This window comes from Lentzea sokolovensis (assembly GCF_033949975.1).
GTDB lineage: Bacteria > Actinomycetota > Actinomycetes > Mycobacteriales > Pseudonocardiaceae > Lentzea > Lentzea sokolovensis.
Genome location: NZ_JAXAVU010000017.1, coordinates 353,896 through 377,533, shown reverse-complemented (window position 1 = coordinate 377,533; position 23,638 = coordinate 353,896). Strand labels below are relative to the sequence as shown.

The 23,638-nt window shown below is 68.6% G+C and carries 21 protein-coding genes and 1 pseudogene; 9 read left to right on the top strand and 13 right to left on the bottom strand.

The genetic code is table 11. The features are described 5' to 3' along the window. Positions 1-10: 10 nt before the first annotated feature. The 7 genes and pseudogenes from SK854_RS44730 to SK854_RS44700 form a co-directional block, all read right to left on the bottom strand. Positions 11-1,057 carry a family 2 encapsulin nanocompartment cargo protein polyprenyl transferase gene (locus tag SK854_RS44730; RefSeq protein ID WP_319981271.1) on the bottom strand — a complete coding sequence of 349 codons (1,047 nt, stop codon included), beginning with the start codon at positions 1,055-1,057 and terminating at the stop codon, positions 11-13. Positions 1,058-1,060: 3 nt separating this feature from the next. Beyond that, the gene (locus SK854_RS44725) at positions 1,061-2,461 is read right to left on the bottom strand and encodes a family 2B encapsulin nanocompartment shell protein (RefSeq protein ID WP_319981270.1); all 1,401 of its coding nucleotides are present in this window, start codon (positions 2,459-2,461) and stop codon (positions 1,061-1,063) included. A 36-nt stretch (positions 2,462-2,497) separates the two neighbouring features. Then, positions 2,498-3,481, bottom strand: coding sequence for a terpene synthase family protein (locus SK854_RS44720; protein WP_319981269.1), 984 nt, complete (start codon positions 3,479-3,481; stop codon positions 2,498-2,500). Positions 3,482-3,527: 46 nt separating this feature from the next. Then, positions 3,528-4,577 (bottom strand): annotated as a pseudogene (locus tag SK854_RS44715) (terpene synthase family protein); the annotation flags it as partial. 3 nt (positions 4,578-4,580) lie between these two features. Beyond that, positions 4,581-5,987: a family 2B encapsulin nanocompartment shell protein gene (locus SK854_RS44710; protein ID WP_319981267.1), complete on the bottom strand. Its 1,407-nt coding sequence runs from the start codon at positions 5,985-5,987 to the stop codon at positions 4,581-4,583. Positions 5,988-6,392: 405 nt separating this feature from the next. Then, positions 6,393-6,863, bottom strand: coding sequence for a heme-degrading domain-containing protein (locus SK854_RS44705; protein ID WP_319981266.1), 471 nt, complete (start codon positions 6,861-6,863; stop codon positions 6,393-6,395). Continuing rightward, positions 6,860-7,867, bottom strand: coding sequence for a Gfo/Idh/MocA family oxidoreductase (locus SK854_RS44700; RefSeq protein ID WP_319981265.1), 1,008 nt, complete (start codon positions 7,865-7,867; stop codon positions 6,860-6,862). Before SK854_RS44700 ends, SK854_RS44705 begins: the two co-directional genes overlap by 4 nt. Positions 7,868-7,905: 38 nt before the next feature. Here SK854_RS44700 and SK854_RS44695 point away from each other — a divergent pair, with 38 nt between their 5' ends. From SK854_RS44695 to SK854_RS44675, 5 genes are all read left to right on the top strand, one after another. Continuing rightward, the gene (locus tag SK854_RS44695; RefSeq protein WP_319981264.1) at positions 7,906-8,880 is read left to right on the top strand and encodes an ROK family transcriptional regulator; all 975 of its coding nucleotides are present in this window, start codon (positions 7,906-7,908) and stop codon (positions 8,878-8,880) included. Between the two features lie 10 nt (positions 8,881-8,890). After that, positions 8,891-9,691: a helix-turn-helix domain-containing protein gene (locus SK854_RS44690; RefSeq protein ID WP_319981263.1), complete on the top strand. Its 801-nt coding sequence runs from the start codon at positions 8,891-8,893 to the stop codon at positions 9,689-9,691. Next, positions 9,688-10,086 (top strand): VOC family protein, encoded by a 399-nt coding sequence (locus SK854_RS44685; protein WP_319981262.1) that lies wholly within the window; start codon positions 9,688-9,690, stop codon positions 10,084-10,086. Before SK854_RS44690 ends, SK854_RS44685 begins: the two co-directional genes overlap by 4 nt. Positions 10,087-10,150: 64 nt before the next feature. After that, entirely contained in the window at positions 10,151-13,552 is a 3,402-nt protein-coding gene (locus SK854_RS44680; protein WP_319981261.1) for a S8 family peptidase, read from the top strand. 191 nt (positions 13,553-13,743) lie between these two features. Next, the gene (locus tag SK854_RS44675) at positions 13,744-14,481 is read left to right on the top strand and encodes a methyltransferase domain-containing protein (protein ID WP_319981260.1); all 738 of its coding nucleotides are present in this window, start codon (positions 13,744-13,746) and stop codon (positions 14,479-14,481) included. Between the two features lies 1 nt (position 14,482). Here SK854_RS44675 and SK854_RS44670 read toward each other — a convergent pair whose 3' ends face one another. After that, entirely contained in the window at positions 14,483-14,992 is a 510-nt protein-coding gene (locus SK854_RS44670) for a hypothetical protein (RefSeq protein ID WP_319981259.1), read from the bottom strand. A gap of 106 nt (positions 14,993-15,098) precedes the next feature. After that, complete coding sequence (locus SK854_RS44665) at positions 15,099-16,784, bottom strand: DEAD/DEAH box helicase (RefSeq protein ID WP_319981258.1); 1,686 nt, start codon at positions 16,782-16,784, stop codon at positions 15,099-15,101. Positions 16,785-17,263: 479 nt separating this feature from the next. Between SK854_RS44665 and SK854_RS44660 the strand changes: the two genes are divergently transcribed. Then, the gene (locus tag SK854_RS44660; RefSeq protein WP_319981257.1) at positions 17,264-18,115 is read left to right on the top strand and encodes a DODA-type extradiol aromatic ring-opening family dioxygenase; all 852 of its coding nucleotides are present in this window, start codon (positions 17,264-17,266) and stop codon (positions 18,113-18,115) included. Between the two features lie 77 nt (positions 18,116-18,192). Here SK854_RS44660 and SK854_RS44655 read toward each other — a convergent pair whose 3' ends face one another. Further along, positions 18,193-18,498, bottom strand: a complete 306-nt coding sequence (locus SK854_RS44655; protein ID WP_319981448.1) for a hypothetical protein — start codon at positions 18,496-18,498, stop codon at positions 18,193-18,195. Beyond that, the gene (locus SK854_RS44650; protein WP_319981256.1) at positions 18,423-18,740 is read right to left on the bottom strand and encodes a zinc finger protein; all 318 of its coding nucleotides are present in this window, start codon (positions 18,738-18,740) and stop codon (positions 18,423-18,425) included. The genes SK854_RS44655 and SK854_RS44650 overlap by 76 nt, the downstream gene beginning before the upstream one ends. Here SK854_RS44650 and SK854_RS44645 point away from each other — a divergent pair. Genes SK854_RS44645 through SK854_RS44635 form a run of 3 tightly spaced genes read left to right on the top strand, consistent with a single transcriptional unit; the run spans position 18,739 to position 20,624 of the window. Next, positions 18,739-19,569, top strand: a complete 831-nt coding sequence (locus SK854_RS44645; protein ID WP_319981255.1) for a DUF5753 domain-containing protein — start codon at positions 18,739-18,741, stop codon at positions 19,567-19,569. The genes SK854_RS44650 and SK854_RS44645 overlap by 2 nt on opposite strands. 10 nt (positions 19,570-19,579) lie before the next feature. Further along, the gene (locus tag SK854_RS44640) at positions 19,580-19,741 is read left to right on the top strand and encodes a DUF397 domain-containing protein (protein ID WP_319981254.1); all 162 of its coding nucleotides are present in this window, start codon (positions 19,580-19,582) and stop codon (positions 19,739-19,741) included. A gap of 25 nt (positions 19,742-19,766) precedes the next feature. Beyond that, positions 19,767-20,624 (top strand): ornithine cyclodeaminase family protein, encoded by an 858-nt coding sequence (locus SK854_RS44635; protein WP_319981253.1) that lies wholly within the window; start codon positions 19,767-19,769, stop codon positions 20,622-20,624. Between the two features lie 103 nt (positions 20,625-20,727). On the opposite strand, the gene SK854_RS44630 is transcribed toward SK854_RS44635, so the two are convergent. Both SK854_RS44630 and SK854_RS44625 read right to left on the bottom strand, forming a co-directional pair. Continuing rightward, on the bottom strand, positions 20,728-21,945 hold the full coding sequence (locus tag SK854_RS44630) for a family 16 glycosylhydrolase (protein ID WP_406601902.1): 1,218 nt from the start codon (positions 21,943-21,945) through the stop codon (positions 20,728-20,730). Positions 21,946-22,156: 211 nt separating this feature from the next. Further along, positions 22,157-23,590: a trypsin-like serine protease gene (locus SK854_RS44625; RefSeq protein ID WP_319981252.1), complete on the bottom strand. Its 1,434-nt coding sequence runs from the start codon at positions 23,588-23,590 to the stop codon at positions 22,157-22,159. Between the last annotated feature and the right edge of the window lie 48 nt (positions 23,591-23,638).

Here is a 23,638-nt window from a genome sequence, read left to right as displayed (position 1 = left end):
AGAAGGGGATTCAGTGGTCCCGGTGGGTGACCAGCTGGGCGAGCGTGCCGAGCTCCACCGCCGCACGCGCGGTCGGTGAGGCCTCGCCGAGATGAACCAGTGCCTGCGTGTGGAGTTCGTCGGCCTGCGTCTGGCTCCACGCGCGACCACCGGCCACGTCGACCAGGGATGCCGCCCGCGCAAGCGTTTCCGCGTTCATCTCCTGCTCGCCGAAGTACAACGAGCCCAGCTCCGCCGAGGCGGGCACGCCGGCGTTCAGCGCGCGGACGACGGGCAGGGACTTCTTGCGGTTCACCAGGTCCGAGTGCGCGGCCTTGCCGGTCACCGCGGGGTCGCCCCAGATGCCGAGCAGGTCGTCCACGTGCTGGAACGCCAGACCCAGCTCGGCGCCGTAGCCGCGCATCGCCTCGACCTGCTCGTCGGACCCGTCGCCGTACAACGCGCCCAAAGCCGTCGAGGCGCCCAGCAAAGCACCGGTCTTGCCCCGTGCCATCTGCTCGACCTCGGGCACCCGCACGTCGCACCGCGTCTCGAAGTCCAGGTCGTACGCCTGCCCGTCGAGCAACGCCACCGTGGCGTCGCCCAGCGTCCGGATCGCTTCCAGGGCACGCGGATGCCCTGATGCCGCGAGCACGTCGACGGCCAGCATCTGCAGCGCGTCCCCGGCCAGGATCGCCGCGTTGACGCCGAACACGGTCCACGCCGTGGCCCGGTGACGCCGGGTCGTGTCGCGGTCCATCACGTCGTCGTGCAGCAGGGAGAAGTTGTGGATCAGCTCCACCGCGACCGCCGCCGGGACGGCGGAGGAGGCGGTGCCGCCGACGGCCTCGGCCGCCAGCAGCACCAGCGCGGGACGGATCGCCTTGCCGCCGTTCTCCAGCACCGGGTTGCCGTACTCGTCACGCCACCCGTGGTGGTACTCCGCGATCGTGCGCATCGACGGCGGCAACTGGTCGACGGCCTTGCGCAGAGCCGGAAGCACGAGGCTCCGGCTCCACGCGAGCAGCTCACCGGCGGGCCTGCCGGCCGCCAGCGGTTCGGTCATCTCGGCTGTCATGACTTAGAGACCGATCTCCACGTTCTCCAGCACACCCAGCGCGTCCGGCACGAGAACGGCCGCCGAGTAGTAGGTGGACACCAGGTACTTGAGCATCGCGTGCTCGTCGATGCCCATGAACCGCACGTTGAGGCCGGGTTCGTACTCGTCCGGGATGCCGGTCTGGCGCAGGCCGACGACGCCCTGCTTCTCCTCGCCGAGCCGCATCGCGATGATCGACGTGGTGCCGTTCTTGTTGACCGGGATCTTGTCGCACGGCGCGATCGGGATGCCGCGCCACGACTGCAGTTGCTTGCCCTCGACCTCGACCGTCGGCACGTACAGGCCGCGCGAGGACAGCTGCCGGCCGAACGCCGAGATCGCCTTGGGGTGGGCCAGGATCAGCTTGGTGTTGCGGCGCCGCGAGATCAGCTCGTCCATGTCGTCCGGCGTCACCGGCCCGGAGGTGGTGCTGACCCGCTGCTTGAGGTCGGCGTTGGCGAGCAGGCCGAACTCCTTGTTGTTGATGAGCTCGAACTCCTGCCGCTCGCGCAGGGCCTCGATCGTCAGCCGCAACTGGTGCTCGACCTGGTCCATCGGCTGGCTGTAGAGGTCGGCCACGCGCGTGTGGACGCGCACGATCGTTTGCGCCACCGAGAGCTCGTACTCGCGCGGCCGCAGCTCGTAGTCGACGAACGTGCTGGGCAGCGTCGGTTCGCCGTCGTGGCCGGACGAGATGTCGATCTCGGCCTCGCCGTGCTTGTTCGCCGCGTTCGTCGGGTTCGCCAGCTGCTGCGCGATGTGGTCGCGCAACGGTTCGATCTGCCCGTTGAGCTGCCGGAACGCCGCCCGGGACAGCACGACGGCCGTCGTCGGCGTCAACGCGCGCGCGGTGAAGCTCCAGCTCTTGTCGGCGCCGGACAGGACCGGCTCGTCGCCGATGTACTCGCCGTCCGCGATCGTGCCCAGCGCCACGTCGTCGCCGTACTCGCCGAGCCCGGTCTTGGTGACCTTGCCGTGCGCGATGACGATGATCTCGTCGACGGACTCGCCGCGGTGCGCGATCACCTCGCCCGGCAGGTACTCGCGCTGCTCGAAGCGGTTCGCGACGGCGGTGAGCGCCGCCTCGTCGTCGAACCCGCGCAGCAGCACGAACTCGGCCAGTTCCTGCGGCACGATCCGCACCTCGGAACCCACCGAGGTGAACGTGACCCGGCCGTCGCCGATCGCGAAGGTGAGCCGGCGGTTGACGCGGAACGCACCACCCTTCGCCTCGACCCAGGGCAGCATGCGCAGCAGCCACCGGGGCGAGATCCCCTGCATCTGCGGTGCGGACTTGGTGGTCGTCGAGAGGTTGCGGGCCGCCTTCGTGGAAAGGCTCAGCTGCCCGCCCTCGACCCCAAGGCCCGGATCGGTAACAGTCACTGGAAGTCCTGCCAATCTGTTGGTGCGAGGTTGGAACTAGCGAACGAGCAAAGCGGCCGTGCCAAGCCCTGACGGTCTGTGGAACGACTTCCGGGTGGGGACCGGGGAGTAGCTGAATCGGCCGGATCGCTGTGTCCACAGCAGTTCACCGGCCAGCCACGACTTCAGTGCCTCGACATACCGGGACAACCCGGCCTTGGCCTCCGCGTCGAGGCCGTACTCGTCGGCGATGGACGGCAGCTCACCGAGGATCGAGCCGATCTGCCGCAACCGGGCGGCGATCAGGTCCGACACGACCGAGACCGCCTGCTGGAGGTCGCAGTCGAAGAACTGCTGCACGGCGAGGACCGCGCTGGTGGTGCTGCCACCGGTCGCGTAGGCGTGGTCGAAGCCGACGATCTCCTGGCGCAACGCCGGAACGTCGCCGAACGAGTCCACCAGAGCCCGCATCGTGCTGTTGCGCAACAACTCCGCGGGCAGTTCCGCGCCGACGGACTTGCGCGCGAGCTTCGCGGACAGCTCCGTGGCGATCGACCGGCGCCGCATCTCCACGAGGTCGATCGGGTCGGGCACCCGGCCCTGCGCGGTGTTGTGCAGCTCCCACAGCAACGCGTCGAAGAACTCGACCAGGTGATCCTGGTCCTCGTTGTCCAGAGTGGACCGCGAGACCAGGTCGGCCAGGCCCCTCTCGGCCGGGTTCGACGAGGGGAGCGAGCCGCTCAGCACCGACTTCAACGCGGCCACGAACGCCCTGCCGCCCGCGACGTTGCGAGGCCGGAGGAAGCCGGCCTGGAACGCGTCGCTGACGTAGAAGCCCCACGTGTGCCAGTCGTTGATGTGCAACAGATCGTCCAGGGACGCCGTCGGGTGGGTCAGCGGGCCGAAGCCGCCGTAGTCCGCGGCGTCGTAGAACGCCTCGGTCCACGGCGCGCCGCTGAGCATGCCCATGTCCCGCACCCACGTCTTCGTGTGCTGGCGGACGCGGTCGACGTGCGGTGAAAGCCTTGCGGCGAAAGGCATGTCGAACGAGGGAACCTCAACCACGGGGCACCCCCAGCCACGCCGCGGACGTGCCCAGGCCGGTCGGCCCGCGCAGGATCGTGCGAAAGAACGCCGAGTTGCCGGCCCCGCCTTCGACCTTCGTGTATCGGCCGGCGTGCAGGTGCCACTCGTGCCCGCCGGACTGCCAGTCCTGCAGGCCCTTCACGTACTTGAGCACGCGTGCCTGCTCCAGCGGGTCCACGCCGTTCTCGGAGAACAGCACGGGCAGTTCGGTGAAGACGGTGTTCTCGAACTGGTGCAGCCGCGAGGTCAGCAGCGTGTTCACGGCCTCGACCGCGGTCTGCGTGTCGTGGCCGAAGAACTTCTCGAACACGAGCACCCCGTTGGAGTTCTCGCCCTCCTTCAACACCTCCCGCTCGTACGAGAAGATGTCGTTGCGCAGGTGGATCGCGTCGGAGAACGTGTCGGACAGGACCCGCAGCGGCCGGGCACCCGCGATGGACGCGGGCACCTCGGCTGCTTCGGAGACCTCCACCAGGTTCGCCGACCACGGCGCGCCGCCGACCTTGCGGCGCATCTCGATGTACTCGATCGGGTTGGCGACCGTGCCGCTCTCGATGTTCTTGATCTCCCACATGCACTCGAGCAGCAGGTTGTGGGTGCTCGTGGTGAACCGGCGCCGCCAGTCCTGCGACATCAGCGGGATGGTCCGCTGCCACAGGTCGACGAGACCGCGTTCGGTCGGGTTCTGAGGCTCCGGCCACGGGTCCGTGCCGTTGAGCGGCATGAACGCCGGCAGCCGGTCGAGATACGCCTTCGCTCCCGACACGTCCTTGCTCTGCTTGAACTCCGCGAAGAACTCGTCGTCGAAGTAGAAGACCCAGACGTACCAGTCCGTGATGAGGTCGAGGATCTCCGCGGGCGCGTCCGGATGGGTCCACGCGCACATGTGCCCGTAGTTGTCGCCCGCGAGGATCTCGTCGGTCCACACCCCGGTGTCGAGCATCCCCATGTCCCGCGCCCACTGAGTCGAGTGGACGCGGGCGCGTTCGAGGTGGGGGTTCATCCGCGCCGGGTGCGGCACGTAGAACTCCGGCATGGTGAAGGAGGCCAAGACCTATCCCTCGCGGCCGAGCTCGACGTGCTCCAGCACGCCGATCGCGTCCGGCACCATGATGGCGGCCGAGTAGTAGGCGCTGACCAGGTAGTTGATGATCGCCTGGTCGTTGATGCCCATGAACCGCACCGACAGGCCCGGCTGGTACTCGTCCGGGATGCCGGTCTGGTGCAGGCCGATGACGCCCTGGTTCTGCTCGCCGGTGCGGATCAGCATCACCGACGACGTGCGGGTGTCGGAGACCGGGATCTTGTTGCACGGCAGCACGGGGACGCCGCGCCAGGCCGGCACCTGCTGGCCGTTGAAGTCGATGTGCTGCGGGTAGAGGCCGCGCTTGTTGAGCTCACGGCCGAACGCCGCGATCGTGCGCGGGTGCGCGAGGAAGTACCCGGGGTCCTTCCACACGATCGACAGCAGCTCGTCGAAGTCGTCCGGGGTGGGCGGCCCGGACCGGGTGTGGATGCGCTGCTTGAGGTCCGCGTTGTGCAGCAGGCCGAACGACCTGTTGTTGACGATCTCGTGCTCCTGGCGTTCGCGCAGGGCCTCGATCGTGAGCCGCAACTGCTGCTCGACCTGGTCCATCGGGTTGTTGTAGAGATCAGCGACGCGGCTGTGGACCTGCAGCACGGTCTGCGCGACGCTCAGCTCGTACTCGCGCGGCGACTGCTCGTAGTCGACGAACGTGCCGGGCAGAACGGGCTCGCCGTCGTGACCGGACGACATGCCGATCTCGGCTTCGCCGTACTCGTCCTGCGGCTTGTTGCGGCTGTTGAAGGTCTGCTGGATGTGTGCGCGCAGGCCGCCCGCTTCCCCGTTGAGCGCCTGGAAGTCCTCCCACGACAGCGTGAGCACGGTGACCGGCGTGACGGCCTTGGCGGTGTACTCCCACTCGCCCTGCGGCCCGGCCAGCACGGTCTCGCCGAAGTACTGGCCGTCGGCGAGGTTGCCGAGCACGGTGTCGCCGCCGTACTCGCCGGTGCCGACCTTGTCGACCTTGCCGTGCGCGATCAGCACGACGGTGTCCTTCGGGCGGCCCTTCTCGACGATGACGTCGCCGATGCCGAACTCCTGCTGCGTGAAGCGGCCGGCGAGCGCCGCGAGGACCTCTTCGTCGTCGAAGCCCTTGAGCAGTGCCAGTTCGGTGAGCTCCATCGGCACCACGCGGATCTCCGCGCCGATGTTCGTGAACGAGACGCGACCGTCGCCCAGCGTGTAGGTGAGCCGCCGGTTGACGCGATAGGCACCACCTGCCGCCTGCACCCAGGGGAGCACCTTGAGCAGCCAGCGGGAAGTGATTCCCTGCATCTGCGGGACGGACTTGGTGGTCGTGGCCAGATTACGTGCGGCGGCCGTGCCCAAACTCAGCTGCTGACGGCCCTCATTGAGGTCAGAATCCGTCACAGTCACAACCCACACCCACCTATCTCAATGCGCTAATGGACCAAACCGATAAGCCGGAACGGACGTTAGTTCGCGCTGATGAGAACTGTGAAGGGGCCAAAAAGGCGACATTCGGGTGGGTGGTTTAGGCCTGATGATGCTACGGAGCGTACAACTGCTGTCGTATGCAACCGCTCTTGTATCGGCAGGTGGGTGATCGAGTGCTATTCCTTCGAATATGGAATAGAACACTCGTTTGGCCCAGTAGGATCACTCCTTCGAGCGGGCGAGCGCCCGTTGTCCGGATGCTATGCACAGCCACTTCGAGTGGAGCGGAATCCACTCGAAGTGGTGTGTATCAATACGACGTCGCGTCTCTCGGTGATACTGGCAAGCGTTAACCGGATTTTGTACCAACGGCTATTCGTGCTATTACGCTTCTTGGCCGTTCAGGAATGATTCCAGCTCGGTGACGACGAACGCGTGGTCTTGAGCCTGGGGCAGTCCGGAGACGCCGACGGTGCCGACCGGACCCGTGCCGCGCAGGATCACCGGGAAGACGCCGCCGTGCGCCGCGTACAGCTCCGGATCGAGGCCCGACTCGACCTCGAACGTCGAGCCCTTCTCGCGGAACGTCGTGCCAACGTAGAACGAACTGTGGCCGAACAGGTCGACGACACGCGCTTTGCGCTCCAGCCACCTGTCGTTGTCCGGCGCGGTGCCGGGCAGTGCGACGTGGAAGAGCCGGTGCCCGTTGCGCCGCACCGAGATCGCGATCGGCAGGCCCTGTTCCTTGGCGGCGGCGAGCAGGTGCAGGCCGAGGTCGATCGCGACGTCGTTGCCGAAGCGCGTGAACTGGAGCTCGCGTTCCTGGGCCAGGAGTTCCTCGCTCGTGGGGTTCACAGCTCCACCACCCGGTTCTCGCGCGCGGACGTGAACGCGGCCTCGATGACCCGCAGCGCGTCCACGGCGCTCGCGGGGTCGACGGGGACGCGTCCGGCCTGCAGCTCGGTGTAGAAGGTCTGGTACGCACCGGGTTCGACGGCGATCTCGGTCGCGTCGCCGAGGATGCCGAGCCGTCCGGTGCGGGACTCCTCACCCCAGCCGGGATCGGTCGGGCGGCGGCCCGCGTCGAGCGCGTCCTCCTGCTCGTCCAGGCCGCTGATCTCGAACGCGCCCTCGCTGCCGAGCAGCCGGAAGCGCGGCCCGAGGCTCGCCGCGTGCGCGTTGGCCCACAGATGGGAGTGGACGTCGTTCTCGTGCGTCAGCGCCACGAACACGTCGTCGTCCACCTGCGCGCCGGGGCGGCGCCGGTCGAGTTCCGCGTAGACGGTCCTGACCGGTCCGAACAGCTGCAGCGCCTGGTCGACGAGGTGGGCGCCGAGGTCGTAGAGCAGGCCGCCGGCCTCCTCCGGGGCGCCGAACTCGCGCCAGTTGTCCCAGATCTCGGGCACCCAGCGGTCGTAGCGGGACTCGAACCGCCGAACCTCACCCAGCTCGCCGATGATCTTGCGCACGGTGAGGAAGTCGCTGTCCCAGCGGCGGTTCTGGAAGACCGTGAGCGGCACCTGTGCGGCCTGTGCGGCGGCCACGAGCTCCGCGGCTTCGGCCGACGACGGCGCGAACGGCTTGTCGACGACGACCGCGACCCCCTTGCCGATGGCGCGCTTCGCGTACTCGACGTGCGTCTTGTTCGGCGTGGCGACGACGATGAGGTCGAGGTCCAGCTCGAACAGCTCGTCGGCGGTGACGATCTTGGCGTCCGGGTGCGCGGCACGGGCCTGCGCCTGCCGTTCCGGGTTCGCCGTGACGATCGCGACGAGGTCCATGCCGTCCGTGGAGGAGATGAGCGGGGCGTGGAAGACCCGCCCCGCTATGCCGTAGCCCAGAAGTCCGACTCGAGTCATGCTTCCGATTAAAGCAACGCTGTTGAATAATTGCGACCGTGGACCTCACCTCGCTGCGTTCGCACAACGACAGGACAGTGCTCAGACTGGTCCGCTCCGGTGCTCTGAGCAGGGCTTCCATCGCCGAGCAGGCCGGACTGACCCCGCAGGCGGTGTCGAAGATCGTGGCGAGGCTCATCGCGGCGGGCCTGCTGGAGGAGACCGGCGCGGTGCGCGACGGGGGCCGAGGCAAGCCCAGGATGTCGTTGCAACTCGCCGCCGGTGGGGCCTGCGCGTACGGGGCCTACGTCGACCGCGACGAGCTGCGGGTGGTGCGGCTCGACCTGACCGGCGAGGTGGTGTCGGCCGCGGTCGTGCCGCTGGCCCCGATGTTCACGCCGGACGACGTGCTGGACGCCCTGGAGCCGCTGGTCACGGCCGGGGAGAAGGTGCTCGGGCTGGGCATCGGCATCGCCGGCCCGCTGGAGCACCGCGACGGCGTGGTGTCGCCCAACGGCCTGCCGGGCTGGTCCTCGGTCCCGTTGAGGGCGCTGGCCGAGGAACGGCTCGGGTTGCCGGTCGTCGTCGACAAGGACACCAACGCCGCCGTGCTCGCCGAGGCGTGGCGAAGGCCGTTGCGGGACGCGGCACTGGTGTTCGTGGGCACCGGCCTGGGCGTGGGGCTGCTCCTCGGAGGAGAGGTGCATCGCGGCGCACGGTCAGGCGCGGGCGAGTTCGGGCACACGACGATCCAGCTCGACGGGCCGCTGTGCGTGTGCGGACGGCGCGGGTGCGTCGAGGCGGTGCACGCTACCGCGACCGGTGTGGAGGCGGCTCGGGTGCTCGGCGCGGCGGTGGCGAACCTGGTGCAGCTGCTGGACCTGGACCAGATCGTCCTGAGTGGACGGAGAGTGCTGGAGTCGCCGGAGTTGTACCTGCGGGCGATGCCGGACGTGGACGTGAGCGTCACGTCCTACGGCCCCGACCTGGTGCCGGTCGGCGCCGCACTGCTGGTCCTGGGCGAATTGTTTTAGCATCAGAGGCGTGGACGTCGAGCACGTCGTCGGCCTGCCGCACCCGCGGCTGCGGCCGTTCGTCACGCGGTACTCCGGGTATCGGATGCGCACCGAGCCCGGCATTCACCGCGGCCTGCCGTCGCGCTCGCTCACGCTCGTGGTCACGATGGACGGCACGGTCGACCTGTCCGAGGGCCGGTTCGCCGCGCTGTGCGGCGGGCTGCACGACGAGGCCGTGATCATCACCCACGACGGGTTCCAGCACGGCGTCCAGTGCGATCTGACGCCGTTGGGGATGCGGGCGTTCTTCGGCATGCCGGCCGGCGAGCTCAGCGCCGTCACGGTCGGGCTCGACTCCCTCGACGCTCCGGCCTCCGAGCTGCGCGAACGGCTGCAGGAAGCGCCGACGTGGACGGACCGGTTCGCGCGCCTGGACGAGATGCTGGGCGGCCTGGTGAAACCGGTGCGGCAGCAGGTCGAGGTGGCGTGGGCGTGGCAACGGCTCGCGGCGGGGACACCGGTCGCGGAGATCGCCGCCGAGGTCGGGTGGAGCCGGCAGCACCTGAGCGCGCGGTTCGCGGCGGAGTACGGGCTCACGCCCAAGGTCATGGGCCGTGTGATGCGGTTCGAGCGGGCGAACCGGATGCTGCGCGGCGAGCGCCGTCCCACGCTGACCGAGGTGGCCGCTGCCTGCGGTTACACCGACCAGGCGCACTTCAACCGGGACTGGCGCGCGCTGTGCGGGGCGACCCCGACCGAGTGGATCGCGGCCGAGCTTCCATTCGTACAAGGCAGCGAGCACGGTCAGGGCGCAGAGTTGCCGTCATGAGCACACCCGCACCTACCTGTTGGCCCTGTTTGTCCTATCAGGACGCTCCCACCGCGATCCGCTTCCTCGTGGAGGCGTTCGGGTTCAAGGAGCACCTCGTCGTGCCGGGGGAGGCCGACGGCGAGGTCGTGCACTGCGAGATGGTCTGGCCCGAGGGCGGCGGCGTCATGCTGGGGTCCGCCGTGCGGTCGGTCGGCGAGGTCGAGGCGACCAAGGCCGGCGCCGGGTCCATCTACGTGGTGACCGACCGGCCCGACGAGCTCCACGCGCAGTCGCTGGCGCACGGGGCTGTGGAAATCCGTGGTCTGCGCGACGAGGACTACGGGTCGCGCGGCTTCACCGTGGCCGATCCCGAGGGCAACCGCTGGAGCTTCGGCACCTATCGCGGAGCGTGACGCAACCTCCACGCGGAGTTTGGAGTCTCCCTGGGTGGAGAGGTTCACACCTAGGGGAGGACACGTGCGTCTTGCACGATGTTTGGTGATCGCCGCCGTCGCCGCCGGACTGCTCAGTCCGGCGGCGACGGCGCAGGCGGAACCGTTGAGAGCTGCGAAGACGTCGACCATCACGCTGATCAGCGGGGACAAGGTCGTCGTCGACGAGCGCGGTGAACTCGTCAGGGTCGAGGGGCGGCCCGGCATGCAGTTCGCCCAGTACGTCCAGAACGACCACCAGTACGTGGTGCCGGCGGACGCGGTCGACGCGGTGGGGCAGGATCGCGTCGACAAGCGCTTCTTCGACGTCACCTCGTTGCACGGCTACGGGTACACCGACGACAAGATCGACCGGATTCCGTTGCTGAACAACGGTTTCCGCTCGGCCGGCGCGGTGCAGAAGAAGGACGCGGCACAGCAGTGGACGGCGCGGCGCACCAGCGCGTTGAGTGCCGGCAAGCTGTGGCTGGACGGCAAGTCGAAGATCTCGCTGACTGAGAGCGTGCCCATGGTGGGCGCGCCCGGCGCGTGGCAGGCCGGGTTCGACGGCACCGGGGTCACGGTCGCGGTCCTCGACACGGGTTACGACCAGAAGCACCCGGAACTCGCGGGCGTCGTCTCGGTGTCGAAGGACTTCACCCCGGCGGGCATCCAGGACAACGTCGGGCACGGCACGCACGTCGCGGCCACGGTCGCGGGGCGCGGCAGCCAGTACGTCGGCGTCGCGAAGGGCGCCTCGCTCGCGGTGGGCCGCGTCTGCGAGGCCGAGTACTGCTTCGACAGCGCGGTGATCGCCGGCATGGAGTGGGCGGCGCGCGACGTCAAGGCCAAGATCGTCAACATGTCGCTGGGCGGCGACCAGTCCGACGGCACGGACCCGTTGTCCCTCAAGGTGAACGAGCTGACCGCCGAGACCGGCGCGCTGTTCGTGATCGCGGCGGGCAACTACGGCACCCGGCGGCAGGTCTCCGGACCGGCGGCGGCCGACGCGGCGCTGGCCGTGGCGAACATGACCAAGCAGGGCGTGCTGGAGGAGTGGTCGTCGCGCGGCCCGCGAATCAACGACCACGCGGTCAAGCCGGACATCGCGGCACCGGGCACGGACATCGTGGCCGCCCGCGCCGAGAACACGTTGTGGGATCACGCGGTCGACGACCTGCACGCGAAGCTGACCGGTACGTCGATGGCGACGCCGCACGTGGCCGGTGCCGCGGCGGTGCTCGCGCAGCGCAACCCGGAGTGGAAGGCCGCCGAGCTCAAGGCCGCGCTGATGGCGACGGTCAAGCCGGTCGCGGACTCTCCCACGAGTGTCGGCACCGGTCTGCTCGACGTCGAACGCGCGGTGAATCAGCAGGTCCGCGCGTCAGTGGGCAGCCTGTCGTTCGGGTTGCTGCAATGGCCGCACACCAGGACGTTCACGAAGACGATCACCTACTCGAACGCGGGCACCGCGCCGCTGACGCTGGCGTTGCAGCACAACCTCGGCGCGGACTTCGCGGTCCCGGCGTCGGTGACCGTGCCGGCTCAGGGCAGCGCGACGGTCGACGTCGTGCTGGACCCGCGCAAGGGCAACGGCACGTTCTTCGGGCATCTCAAGGCTTCTGCTGACGGTGTCTCCCTCACGACCGCCGTCGGCGCGTACGTGCAGGAGGAACGGCACGAGCTGAAGGTGTCGATGACCGGCCGCGACGGCAAGCCGGTCGCGAGCGAGTTCGTCGTCGTGGTCAACATGTCCACGCAGGAAGCGTCACTGCTCTCCATCGTGGACGGCACCGGAACGTCGCGGCTGCCGGTCGCGGACTACGCGGTGCTCGGACGCATCGACGAGCTGACGCCGAACTACGCCTGGTTCACACCGGTCTCCGCGACCGAGGTGGCGGGCAGGGTCTCGCTGAACGCGGACGTGTCCGTCGCACTGGACGCCAGGCAGGGCAAGCCGATCAGCGTCGAGCTGCCCGAACGCGACTCGGTGGTCTGGTACCGCGACGCCACGCTGGCGGTGCCGTTCAAACCCGGCAAGATCAGCGGGGTCGCCAGCATCGTCGACGGCCGGGTTCCGCTGTACGGCCTGTCGTTCGGGGCACCGCTGCCGGAGCTGACCTACGACTCCGGGCTCAAGGGCGGACAGCCGCTGGTCTCGGTTCCGGGCGGGTTCCCGGTGCGGTACTACGAGAGCAGCAAGTACCTGCCGCCGGGCGAGCACAAGCTGGACGTGGCCGAACGCGGCACCGACGTGCGCGGCAAGCTCGCCCTGGTTCGCCAGGCCGGCGAGGACCCCTACTCGGTCGCCCAGGAGATGAAGGACGCCGGAGCGGTCGCCGTGCTGTGGGCGGGACCGGTGCCGTTCGGCCTGGAACCGCAGCCGGCGATTCCGGTGATCACGGTGGCGGAACACCACATGACCACCACGCCGGTGAAGCTGACGTTGCGGGCCATCGCGGGTTCGCCGGTCTCGTACACGATGTTCCTGCGGGACAAGGGCGCGCTGCCGTTCGGCACCAAGAAGATCCGGCACTCGGACCTCGCCGAGGTCAAGGCGCGCTACCACACGTCCGGCGCCGACGGCTCGGTCTCGCAACGGAACTCCCCGGTCGTCAACGGCGCTCGGGGCGAGGTGCTGGACGAACGGATCTCCGCTCCCATGCAGCGCACCGAGTACTTCAGCCCGGGCACTTGGTACCAGGAAGGTTTCGACGGCCGCATGTTCGGCCGCGACGACGACCCGAGCACGACCTCGTGGGCCGACCTCGCACCGGTGACCTACCAGGCGGGCAGGAAGTACGAGCGGACCAACCTCCGCGCGGTCACGTCCCCCCGGCTGGGCGGTTCGCCGCTCGTGACGTGGGCGGACGGCGGCGGTGTCGAGCGGTCCGGTGACCTGATCAACTCCCGGATCTCGCCGTTCGGCGGCTCGACCTGGGTGGAGAACTGGCACCGCGGCGGCTGGGGCACGCTCGAACTGCAGCACGACGGTGTCGCGCAGGGCTGGTCCGACGTCCGGCAGGGCTCCTTCCACGCCCCCGCCCGCGACGGCCGGTACAAGCTCCTGCTCGACGCCTCCCGCGACACGCTGGCGTTGTCGACGAGCGTGAAGACGACGTGGGAGTTCTCGGGTGCCGCCGATGGCCGGTTGCCGTTGCTGGAGGTCGACTACTCGGTGCCGGTCGACCTGCGCAACAGCTGGAAGGCCGGCGTGCCGATGCCGGCGAAGTTCTCCGCGTCGCGTCAGGCGGGCGCGGGCAACGCCTCGTTGCGGTCACTGCAGGCGTACGCGTCGTTCGACGACGGGGTCACCTGGGTTCCGGTGAAGTCGCTGGTACCGGCAGGGGGAGCGCCCGGCGGGTTCGTGTCGTTGCGCGTGGTGGCCGCCGACGCGGACGGCAACACCGTCGACCAGACGGTGCTGCGGGCATACCGCCTGCGCTGAAATGGGCCGAACGGCCGTGTGTGTTGCGTCCTAAGGGCGTAACCGCGCGGCCGTTCGGTCGTTGAAACCCCCTGCGGCACCTGCCCCGCCGTGCGCGAGACGATCCAGGGACGCGGCGTCTCTGCGCCCGGGGCAGGTGCCGCCATTTTCTCGGTGGCCGGTTCGGTGCCGCTGTGATGGCATGTCGGCCCATGGGGACTTTCGAGGAGCTGGTGGCCGAGGGCGCGGCCGTGCCGCTGGAGGGCTGGGACTTCTCGTGGTTCGAGGGCCGGGCCACCGAGGAACGCCCGCCGTGGGGCTACGCGTCGCTGATCGCCGAGCGGCTCCGTGGCGTGGCTTCCGCTCTGGACCTGCAGACCGGCGGGGGAGAGGTCACGGCGTCCGCTTCGGTGCTGCCACTGCTGATGGCCGCCACCGAGTCGTGGCCGCCGAACGCCGTTGTGGCGTCGCGGAACCTGCCGTTCGTGGTGCAGGCGCCGGACTCGGGGCCGTTGCCGTTCCGGGACTCGACGTTCGACCTGGTGATCTCCCGGCATCCCGTGGTGACGCCGTGGGGCGAGATCGCACGGGTGCTCCGGCCTGGCGGGACCTACTTCTCGCAGCAGATCGGGACCGGCACGAACCGGGAGCTCACGGATTTCATGATGGGGCCGCAGCCGGTGAGCGAGGCGCGCGGTGTCGCGGTCGCCCGTGCGGACGCCGAGGCCGCCGGGCTGCAGGTGCTGCGGCTGGAGCCGGTGTCGCTGCGGGTGGCGTTCTTCGACGTTGCGGCGGTCGTGCACTTCCTGCGGAAGGTGCTGTGGACCGTGCCGGGGTTCACCGTGGACGGGTATCGGGACCGGCTCATGGACATGCACGCGCACATCCAGGAGCACGGGGAGTTCGTGTCGACCTCGACGCGGTTCCTGGTGGAGGCCAGGAAACCGTGAGTCACTCGCGGGATTCGATGATCCGCGTGGCGGCTTCCTCGGTGACGGGCACCAGGTCGCCGCGGTTGCGACCGTCGTAAATGTCCATCTGGATGTAACTGGCTTTCCAGGCGTAGCCGGGGCCACCTATGTGCTGCTGCTCCTTCTCGTGGCCGTTCGGGGCAGTCCACATGCGGATTACCGACGTCGGGTTGTCCACCGACGTGTTGTCTTCCACCTGAGCGAAGTAGGAGTACTCGCCGTCCAGAGGATCGTCGGCGTGGACGCGCGCGTACTCCGCCGCTTCGTACGCCTCGACGGCCTCCTCCGGGATCGGGCACGCCGTCGCCTGCCACTCGCCGTTCTCGATCATGGCGAGGTCACGGGTGCTTTCCCAGAGAAGTCGCTGCGAGTAGAGCTCGTCGTGGACCTGGCCCGCGTCGTCGGTCCATCGGCGGACGATCCCGTTGGAGCCGTCAAGTACCGGATGGAAGTCGGTCAGCAGGGCGTAGTACTCGTACCGCGGGCTCAATCCGGTCCTCGTTTCGCCTGGGGTGGGCAGCGCTTCCGGACCAGTAGTACCTGAAAAGCACAGTGCCCCCACCGGAAGTTCCGGAGGGGGCAACTGTCGTGTCGGACTAGCGGGGCTGGCGCTCGCGGCGGATCGTGACGCGCTTGCCCTTGATCGTGGCGTCGCGCAGCTGCTCGATCACGTCGTTCGCGGCCGGGCCCGGCACCTCGACCAGCGAGAACCGGTCGGCGATCTCGATGGCGCCGATGTCGCGGCCCTTCAGGTTCGTCTCGCCGGTGAGGGCACCGACGATGTCCTGCGGCCGGATGCCCGACGAGCGGCCGGCACCGAGGAACAGCCTGGTCATGCCCTCGGTCGGGCCACGGCGTTCGCGGCGCGGTCCGGCGGGCGCACCACCGACGCCGTCACGGCGAGGACGGTCCTCGCGCGGGCGGACCTCCGGGATCTCCTCCTCGTCGGCGGCGGCACCGGAGGCCTCGTGCGCGAGCTTGACCGCGGCGAGCGCGATCTCCATGACGTCGAACTCGTCCGCCAGCGTCTCGACCACGACGCGGAAGCGCGAGAGGTCGTCCTCCAGCAGCGACTCGTGCAGGGACGAGCGGGTCAGTTCCAGCTGACGGGCGCGCAGGTCGGCGACCGTCGGGACCTTCTCGACCGGGATCTTGGTCTTGGTGACGCGCTCGATCGTCTTGAGCATCGAGTTCTCGCGCGGCTCGACCAGGGTGATCGCGACGCCCTCACGGCCGGCGCGGCCCACACGGCCGATGCGGTGCGTGTACGCCTCGGGGGCGGACGGCACGTTGTAGTTCACGACGTGCGTGAGCTGCTCGATGTCGAGGCCGCGGGCGGCGACGTCGGTGGCCACCAGCAGGTCGGCGGTGCCGGAACGCAGGCGCGACATGACGCGGTCGCGCTGCTCCTGGCTGATGCCGCCGTGCAGCGACTCGGCGCGGTAGCCGCGGCCGTTGAGCGTCTCGGTGAGCTGGTCGACCTCGTCGCGCGTGCGGCAGAAGACGACGGCGGCGGTCGGCGACTCGACGTCCAGCACGCGGCCGAGGGCGGCGGGCTTGTGCTCGCGGCGCACCAGGTACGCGGTCTGCCGGACGCGCGGGGCCTCGCCCGGCTCCGTCTTCTCGCGCTCGATCTGGATCAGCACCGGCGAGCGCAGGTGGCTCTTGGCCATGCGGTCGATGCGCGGCGGCATCGTGGCCGAGAACAGCACGGTCTGCCGTTCGGCCGGCGTCTCGCTCAGGATCGCGTCGATGTCCTCCGCGAAGCCCATGTCGAGCATCTCGTCGGCCTCGTCGAGCACGACGACCCGCAGGTCGCCCAGCTGCAACGTGCCGCGCTGGAGATGGTCGATCGCGCGGCCCGGGGTCGCGACCACCACGTCGACGCCGCGGGACAGCTCGCGCAGCTGACGGCCGATGGGCTGGCCGCCGTAGATGGGGAGGACGCGTGCGCCCATGTGGCGTCCGTAGCGGTGGACCGCCTCCGACACCTGCACGGCCAGCTCACGGGTCGGCGCGAGGACGAGGGCCAGCGGCTTCTCGCCCTTGCCGATCCTGTCGGCGATGCGCTCGAGCAGCGGGAGCGCGAACGCCGCCGTCTTGCCCGTGCCCGTGGCCGCCTGGCCCAGCAGGTCGTTGCCCGCGAGCAACGGCGGGATCGCTTCACTCTGGATCGGCGTCGGCTCCTCGTAGCCCAGCGCGTTGAGGGCGTTGAGGAGGTCGGGCCGCAGCCCCAGGTCGGCGAAACCGTTTTCGGCGGAACCGTTGTCGGCGGTGGTCATGGCGAGTATCTTCCCTCACCGCCTCACACCGCACTCACTCAGACCAGGTCAAGCAGTCTCCCGCGGGCCAACGCGCACGTCCGCGCCGCTCGGTACGCCGTTCGGCGTGACCGAGATCTTGACCTGACCAGGCCTTATTCCGGTGAGGACACCGGTGCCCGGTCCGAGCTCGGCGACGTGCAGACCACGTGACCCTTCCCACATCGCGCCCATCGGACATCGCGCAGGCAACTGCGAGGCCCCCTGTTTCACCGTCGCCGCAACCGTTTCCGCAGCGCCGGAGCGCGGGGTGGACGGAGCCCGCACCTGGAGTGCGTCCACATGGGCCGGATCTCGGCTTTGACACCGTTGCGGGAGCGTCCAGCCGGTGAACCCGCCGCCTCCGCGAGTGCCTTGCCGGATTTGCCGTCGATCACGAACGGCAGGCCGTCCACAGTGGACGCGCGGGCTCGTCACGCCCCGGAACCTAGACTGGGCCGGTGAAGAAACGCCTCACGGTCTGCGCCTCGCACCTGATCACCCTGCCGGGCGCGCCTCACGGCCCGGTCCGCGAGGCGATCGGCGCCGCCCGCGAGGCCGTCGACGAGTTCGACCCGGAGCTCGTCGTCTTCTTCGGCACCGACCACCGCCGCGCTTTCCGTTCCGTGGTCCCGACCTTCGCCGTGGTGCTGGAGGCGACCGCGCGGGGCGACGTCGCCGGACCCACCGGTTCCTACGACGTGCCCGCCGATCTGGGACGCGCGCTGGTCGCCGACCTCGTGGCGCACGAGTTCGACATCGCCACGGCCTACAGCGCCGCCCTGGACCACGCGTTCGGTCACACGACCCGCGACCTGCTGGGCGCGGTCGACGCCAAGCCAGTGCTGCCGATCTTCGTCAACTGCGCCTCGCCGCCGCACGCGACCTTCCGCCGCGCGGCCGCACTGGGCCGTCGCGTCGGAGAGTTCTTCGCGGACAAGCGCGTGCTGTACGTCGGCTCGGGCGGGCTGGCGCACGACCTGCCGGGCTTCCGCGAACCCGAGACGGGCGCGGTGCTGACGGAGGAGGAGCGCCAGACGTGGATCAAGGACGTCAACGAGCGCGCACGGCGTGAAGGAACGATCCGCGAGCTCGTGCGCACCTGGGACGAGGCGTTCCTGGCGGGAATCTGTGGCACGTCGTGGGAATGGCTCGACGAGATCGGCACCGACCTGGTCGAGCGCGGCGGCAACGGCGCCGCGGAGTGCCTGACCTGGACGGCCGCCTGGGCCGCCGGTGCTCAGCCGCTGCGGACCCTGGCGCACGAGTTCGACGCCAGCGGCCGCGCGGTCGTGATCACAGAGTCGGCGTGAGCTGCGCGGCCTCGGCGATGATGATCAGGATCCAGATGCCGGACGCCGAGAACCCGAGGTGCACCGGCGGATCGTCGTCAGGCCGGTGGGAGGTCGACGGTGGAGAGTTCGTCGGCCTCGGCCAGGTAAAGGCGGCCCAGGTCCATGAGCAACGTGCCGAGTTCGCGATAGTGCGCGGCGCGTTCCAGGTCGGGAATCAGGCCGCAGGTGCGCAGCATGTTTTGTGCGAGTAGTTCTCCGAACTGTGGATAAGTCTTCACCACCTCACGCGAGAGGCGCTGAAGAGAAGTGCGCAGCAGGTCTTCGGTCAGGATTTCCGCGGCCATGGCAGGATCCCCTCGCTCTCGCGCCAGATGCCGTCGCAGTCCCAGCACGTCGGCCACACTATCTTGTCCCGCCACAGGTTGAACTCTTGTGGCACAAAGGGATCGCCGCATAGAGTCTCGACGAGCCGCCCCCTGGCCGGCTCGTCGTAGATGGCGTGTCGCCGCCCTTCGTGGGGCGTCCATCGAAATCTCACAGGATTATTCTGCAACTTGGAGGAGCTCCAAGCTAACGCCCTTTTGGGTTGTGTTGGTGATAAACGTTCTGTAGCCCCTGAGAATGGGTCTACGGTCCTCGCCATGCCGAAAAGATTCTCCACTGCAAGGGGTCGGGAGTTCGGTGACGGGCTTCGCGCCGCCATCGCCGCCACGGGCATGACCTCGCGCAAGATCGCCGAAATCGTCGACTGGCAGGAAGCCAAGCTGTCCGACCTGATCAACGGCAAGGGCGGCGCCACCGAACTGGAGCTCGCGCTGTTGCTGGGCGCGTGCCGGACGCCGTCGGACGAGCGGGAACACCTGCAGAAGCTCTTCCGCGCGACGAACGTCAAGGGGTGGCTGCAGGAACACGGCGCCGCCGAGCCGATCCTGCCGCGCACCCTCGTCCAGCACGAGGCCATCGCGAAGACGCTCGTGAGCTGGCAGCCGTTGGTGGTGCACGGCATGTTGCAGATTCCCGACTACACGCGGGCCGTGGTCGAGGCGAACGCGAACGTGCCGAAGGACGAGGTGGGCGAGCGCGTCGTGGCGCGCGAGATGCGGAAGGAGGCGCTCCGGCCGGGGTTGAAGGCGACCTTCTACCTCCACGAGTCCGTGCTCAGGACGCCGGTCGGCGGCGACGAGGTCATGCGTGCCCAGTTGCAGCACCTGGAGAAGGTGTCGATGCGGTCGTATGTCGTCATCAGGGTCATTCCGACGTCGTTGGGCGCGCACGCCGGGCATTCGGGGCCGTTCAGCCTGCTGCGGTTCCACAAGATCGAGCCGGTCGTCTTCGTGGAGAGCGAGAACGCCAGTCTGATCATCGAGTCGCCGCTCCCCATCAAGAGCTACGACGCGGTGGTCGAATCACTCGCTCGGACGGCGTTGGACGAGGAACAATCGAGGAGTCTGATCAAGGACATCGCCGGTTGAGGAGACGCACATGGCCGAATGGCGCAAGAGCACCTACAGCGCTAACGCAAGTGACTGCGTCGAAGTCGCCACCGGCATAGGCATCCGCGACAGCAAGGCGCCTGCCACCCACATCGAGATCGGCGCCGCCGCCTGGTCCGCGTTCCTGGCGGGCGTCACGCGGGAGCGCTGACCGGCAGGTCGTTACCATCCGAACCATGACCATGCCCGCAGCGATCGATGCCGTGAGAGAAGCGTTCGTCGGGCTCAGCGCGGAGGAGTTCGACCTGCCCGCGCGGCACGCGTTCAGCGACAGCCGGTCGCTCGTGATGGCGGCGCATCACCGGCCCACGCGGTCCACGGCGGTCAAGGTGATCAGCATCGAGCTCGAACGGGATCCGGTGATCACGGGCACGGTCGTGTTCTCGCATCCGGACGGTCAGTTCGTCACGGACGCGGTGCCGTTCACGACGCTGCGGACCGGCGCTGTCGTCGGTGTGGCAACGGATCTGCTGGCCGACGAGGACGCCTCGCACCTGGCGTTGCTGGGTGCCGGGGCGCAGGCCGCGGACCAGATCAGGGCCGTGCACGCGGTGCGGCCGTTGAAGAAGCTCGTCGTGTTCAACCGGAACGCCAAGAAGGCCGAGGCGTTGCTGGAGAGCATGAAGGACGAGTTGCCGGACACGGTCATGGACGTCGCGAACGACCCGGACGAAGCGGTCGAGAGCGCGGACATCGTGTGTTGCGCGACGGCGTCGACCGTGCCGTTGTTCGGGTGCGACTCGCTCAAGGAACGGGTGCACGTCAACGCCATCGGGTCGTACCGGCCGGTGATGCGGGAGCTGCCGGAGGAGCTGCTGGCCACCGCCGGAGTCGTGGTGGTGGACCAGGTCGAGGCGGCGCTGAGTGAGGCCGGCGAGATCATCCGGGCCGTGCGGTCCGGCGTGCTCAGGCTGGAGTCGCTCGTCGAACTCGGTGCGGCGCTGGGGAATCCGCCGCTCAAGGAAGGCCGGACGGTGTTCAAGTCGGTCGGCGTCGCGGTGCAGGACTGGGCCGTCGCAAGGCTTTTGGCGTAAGGCACGAGAAAAGCGCTGGACGTGAACCCATCCGCCGCGGGGGTTCACGTCCAGCGCCGTGATTCTCCTCGTCAGGCCATGCGCGACCTGACTAGAAGAGATCTCAGACAGCCCACTTCTGGCTGGCGACGCCGAGGCAGTCCCAGATGTGGGTTCTCGTGCCGTCGGCCGAGGAGCCTCCGATGGCGTCGAGGCACTTGTTGGCCTGCGGGTTCACGATGTCCTGTGCCCCGCTGACGGCCCATTGCTGGGCAGCCGAGCCGTTGCAGTCCCAGAGCTGGACCACTGTGCCGTTGGCGGTACCGCCACCGTTGACGTCGAGGCACTTGCCCAGCGCGCGGATCGTGCCGTCACCGGGACGGCTCCACTTCTGGGCGGCGTTGCCGTTGCAGCCGACGATCTGGATGGGCGTGCCGTTGGCGGTGTTCGCCCAGGGCACGTCGAGGCACTTGCCGCCGATGCCGCGGATCTCCGAGCCACCACCGCTGGGGGTGTCGTTGGAGACGCGGACCCAGTCGATCACGAGCTGCTGCGGGAACGTCGTGCTGCCGTCGGGGTAGCCCGGCCACTCGCCACCGACCGCGAGGTTGATGATGATGAAGAAGGGCTTGTTGAACACCCACGGGTTGCCGTTGACGTCGGTCGGCGTGTTGCGGGCGTAGACGTTGCCGTCCACCGACCACGTGATCTCGCCGGGCTTCCAGTCAACCGCGAAGTTGTGGAAACCGTCGGAGAAGTTCGGGCCGTTGTAGGCGTGCGACTTGCCGCCCGCGCCGGAGTAACCAGGGCCGTGGATCGTGCCGTACACGGTGTTCGTCTGGTGTCCCAGGAACTCCATGACGTCGATCTCACCGGAGCCCGGCCACGGGTTGCCGGTGTTGATGTCGGCACCCAGCATCCAGAACGCCGGCCAGATTCCCTTGCCGCGCGGCATCTTCATCCGCGCTTCGAACCGGCCGTAGGTCTGGGTGAACTTGTTCGCGGTGTTGATGCGGGCGGACGTGTACTCACACCGTCCGTACCAGCAGTTGTAGTTGCCGGGGTTCTCGCGCTTGGCGGTGATGACCAGGTTGCCCTGGCCGTCGTGCGCGGCGTTGGAGGTACCCGACTGGTACCACTGGCTTTCCCTGTTGTTGCCGTTGTTGTTGCCCACTTCCATGTTCCACTTGCCGCCGTCGACACCTGAACCGGCGGGAGCGTTGAACTCGTCGGCCCAGGTCACCGCCGCGTTGGCAGGGGGAGCTTGGCTGGTGGTGGCGACGGTGATCCCTGCGGCAACCATCAAGGCAGCGGCAAGGGCCGTCCCGATGCGTCGCTGCATCGAACCGACCTTTCCGGGTGTTAGTTGTGCGCCCAGTGGTTCGGAAGTGTTGTCGCGCTGTGACTCTCGGTCAACGTGTAAAGGTTTTCACGAATTTGTCAGATGAGAGCGCTCTCAGGAAATTTGGCCCGCTACCAGTGGATTTAAGGCTGCTTAACGTGAAGGTGCGTCTCCGGAGGGCCCGAACCGGTCCCTCCGGAGACTGCGGGCATCAGCCCTGCGGGGTCGTGATCACGTTGAAGACCGAACCACCGCTCGCCTGGCGGGCGCTGAGGTCTTCGAGGATCGTCGAGATCGGGGCGTAGTCGGTCAGTTCGCCCAGCTGACACGGGCCGCTGCGGGCCTGCTGGCTGCCCTCCAGGATGCCCAGGGCCGACTTGGTGACCTGGCTGAACAGCGGGCTGCCGCTGTCACCGTTGCGCGAGCACAGGTCGGTGTTGATGCCGACGTCGGTCGAGAGAACCCGGCCGCAACGCGTGCCGGGGAGGTAGTCCGCGCCGGGGCCGCTGTCGTAGGAGTCCGGGTAGTTCACCGAGCTGGCACCGGCACCCGAGGAGCACACGATCGCGCCGGGCAGGACCTGCGCCAGCGGCGTGACCGAGGTGATCTCCTGGTTCTGGGAGGTCACCTGCGGGCCGCACGGGGTGTCGCCGTTGCTGTCCAGACCGCCGTTGCGGCAGTACTTGAGCACCATGTTGCGGTTGGTCTGGCTCTCCAGCCACCTGTTCGCGGCGGCCGCGTCGACGTACCGCAGGGCGGCGTAGTCGTAGGGGTAGAAGTTCTTCTCGATGCCGTGCTGGTTGAGGATCACCTCGCGGTTGTGCTCGGTCGGCACGTTGTTCGTCTTGGTCGCCATGCAGTGGCCCGCGGTCAGCACCCACGGCACTCCCGGGAACGCGCCGCCGGTCGTGCGCAGGTTGAACGAGCTGGTGCAGCCACCGGTGGTGCCGTTGTCACGCCTCATGTCCAGCCGCAGTCCGCCGCGCATGGGGCCGTAGTTCGTGCAGTACAGCGGGTGGCAGAAACCCCAGTCGATCGGGTCGGCCGAGTACGGGGTCGGCTTCTTCAGCGTGCGGGCCGAGACCAGGTTCGGGTCGGCGTCGAACGTGCGCGGCTCGGCCTGCGAGGCGATCCCGGGCTTCTTGAGCCAGGCGCGTTCCCAGACGACGACCTTGTTCTCGGTCTGGCTGACGGCCGGCAGGTACACCGACTCCGCCTTGGCGCCGACCTGGCCGCTGATCCGGTCGTAGGTGGCCTGAAGCGTGGCCAGGGAGTTCTTGACCGTGCGGACGCTGACGTTCGCGCGGTCGGGCAACGAGGCGATGTGTCGTTGCGCGGCAGCGGGTTTCGTCATCGCGACGACGAGCTTGCCGCCCGCCTCCTGGTCGATCCACATGCCGCCGTACTCACCGGCGGCCTCGCTCTTCAGTCTCTTTTCGAGCTCGGCGGCGTTGTTCTGGAGTTCCAGCCGGCGCAACGCCTCCCGCTCACTGATGCGGTAGGTCTGCATCAGGTACTCGATCGACTCCTTGACGGTGCTCGGGTCGATCGTGGTCGTGGGTCCGGCCGTGGCCGGCGCAGCCGCGATGGTCGACGCGAACAGCACGCTCGCGGTGACCGCCCCCAGGATCTTGGCTAATCGCAATGCTTTCTCCTTGCCGATGCGAGTGACTTGCCATTCATATCCGGGGAC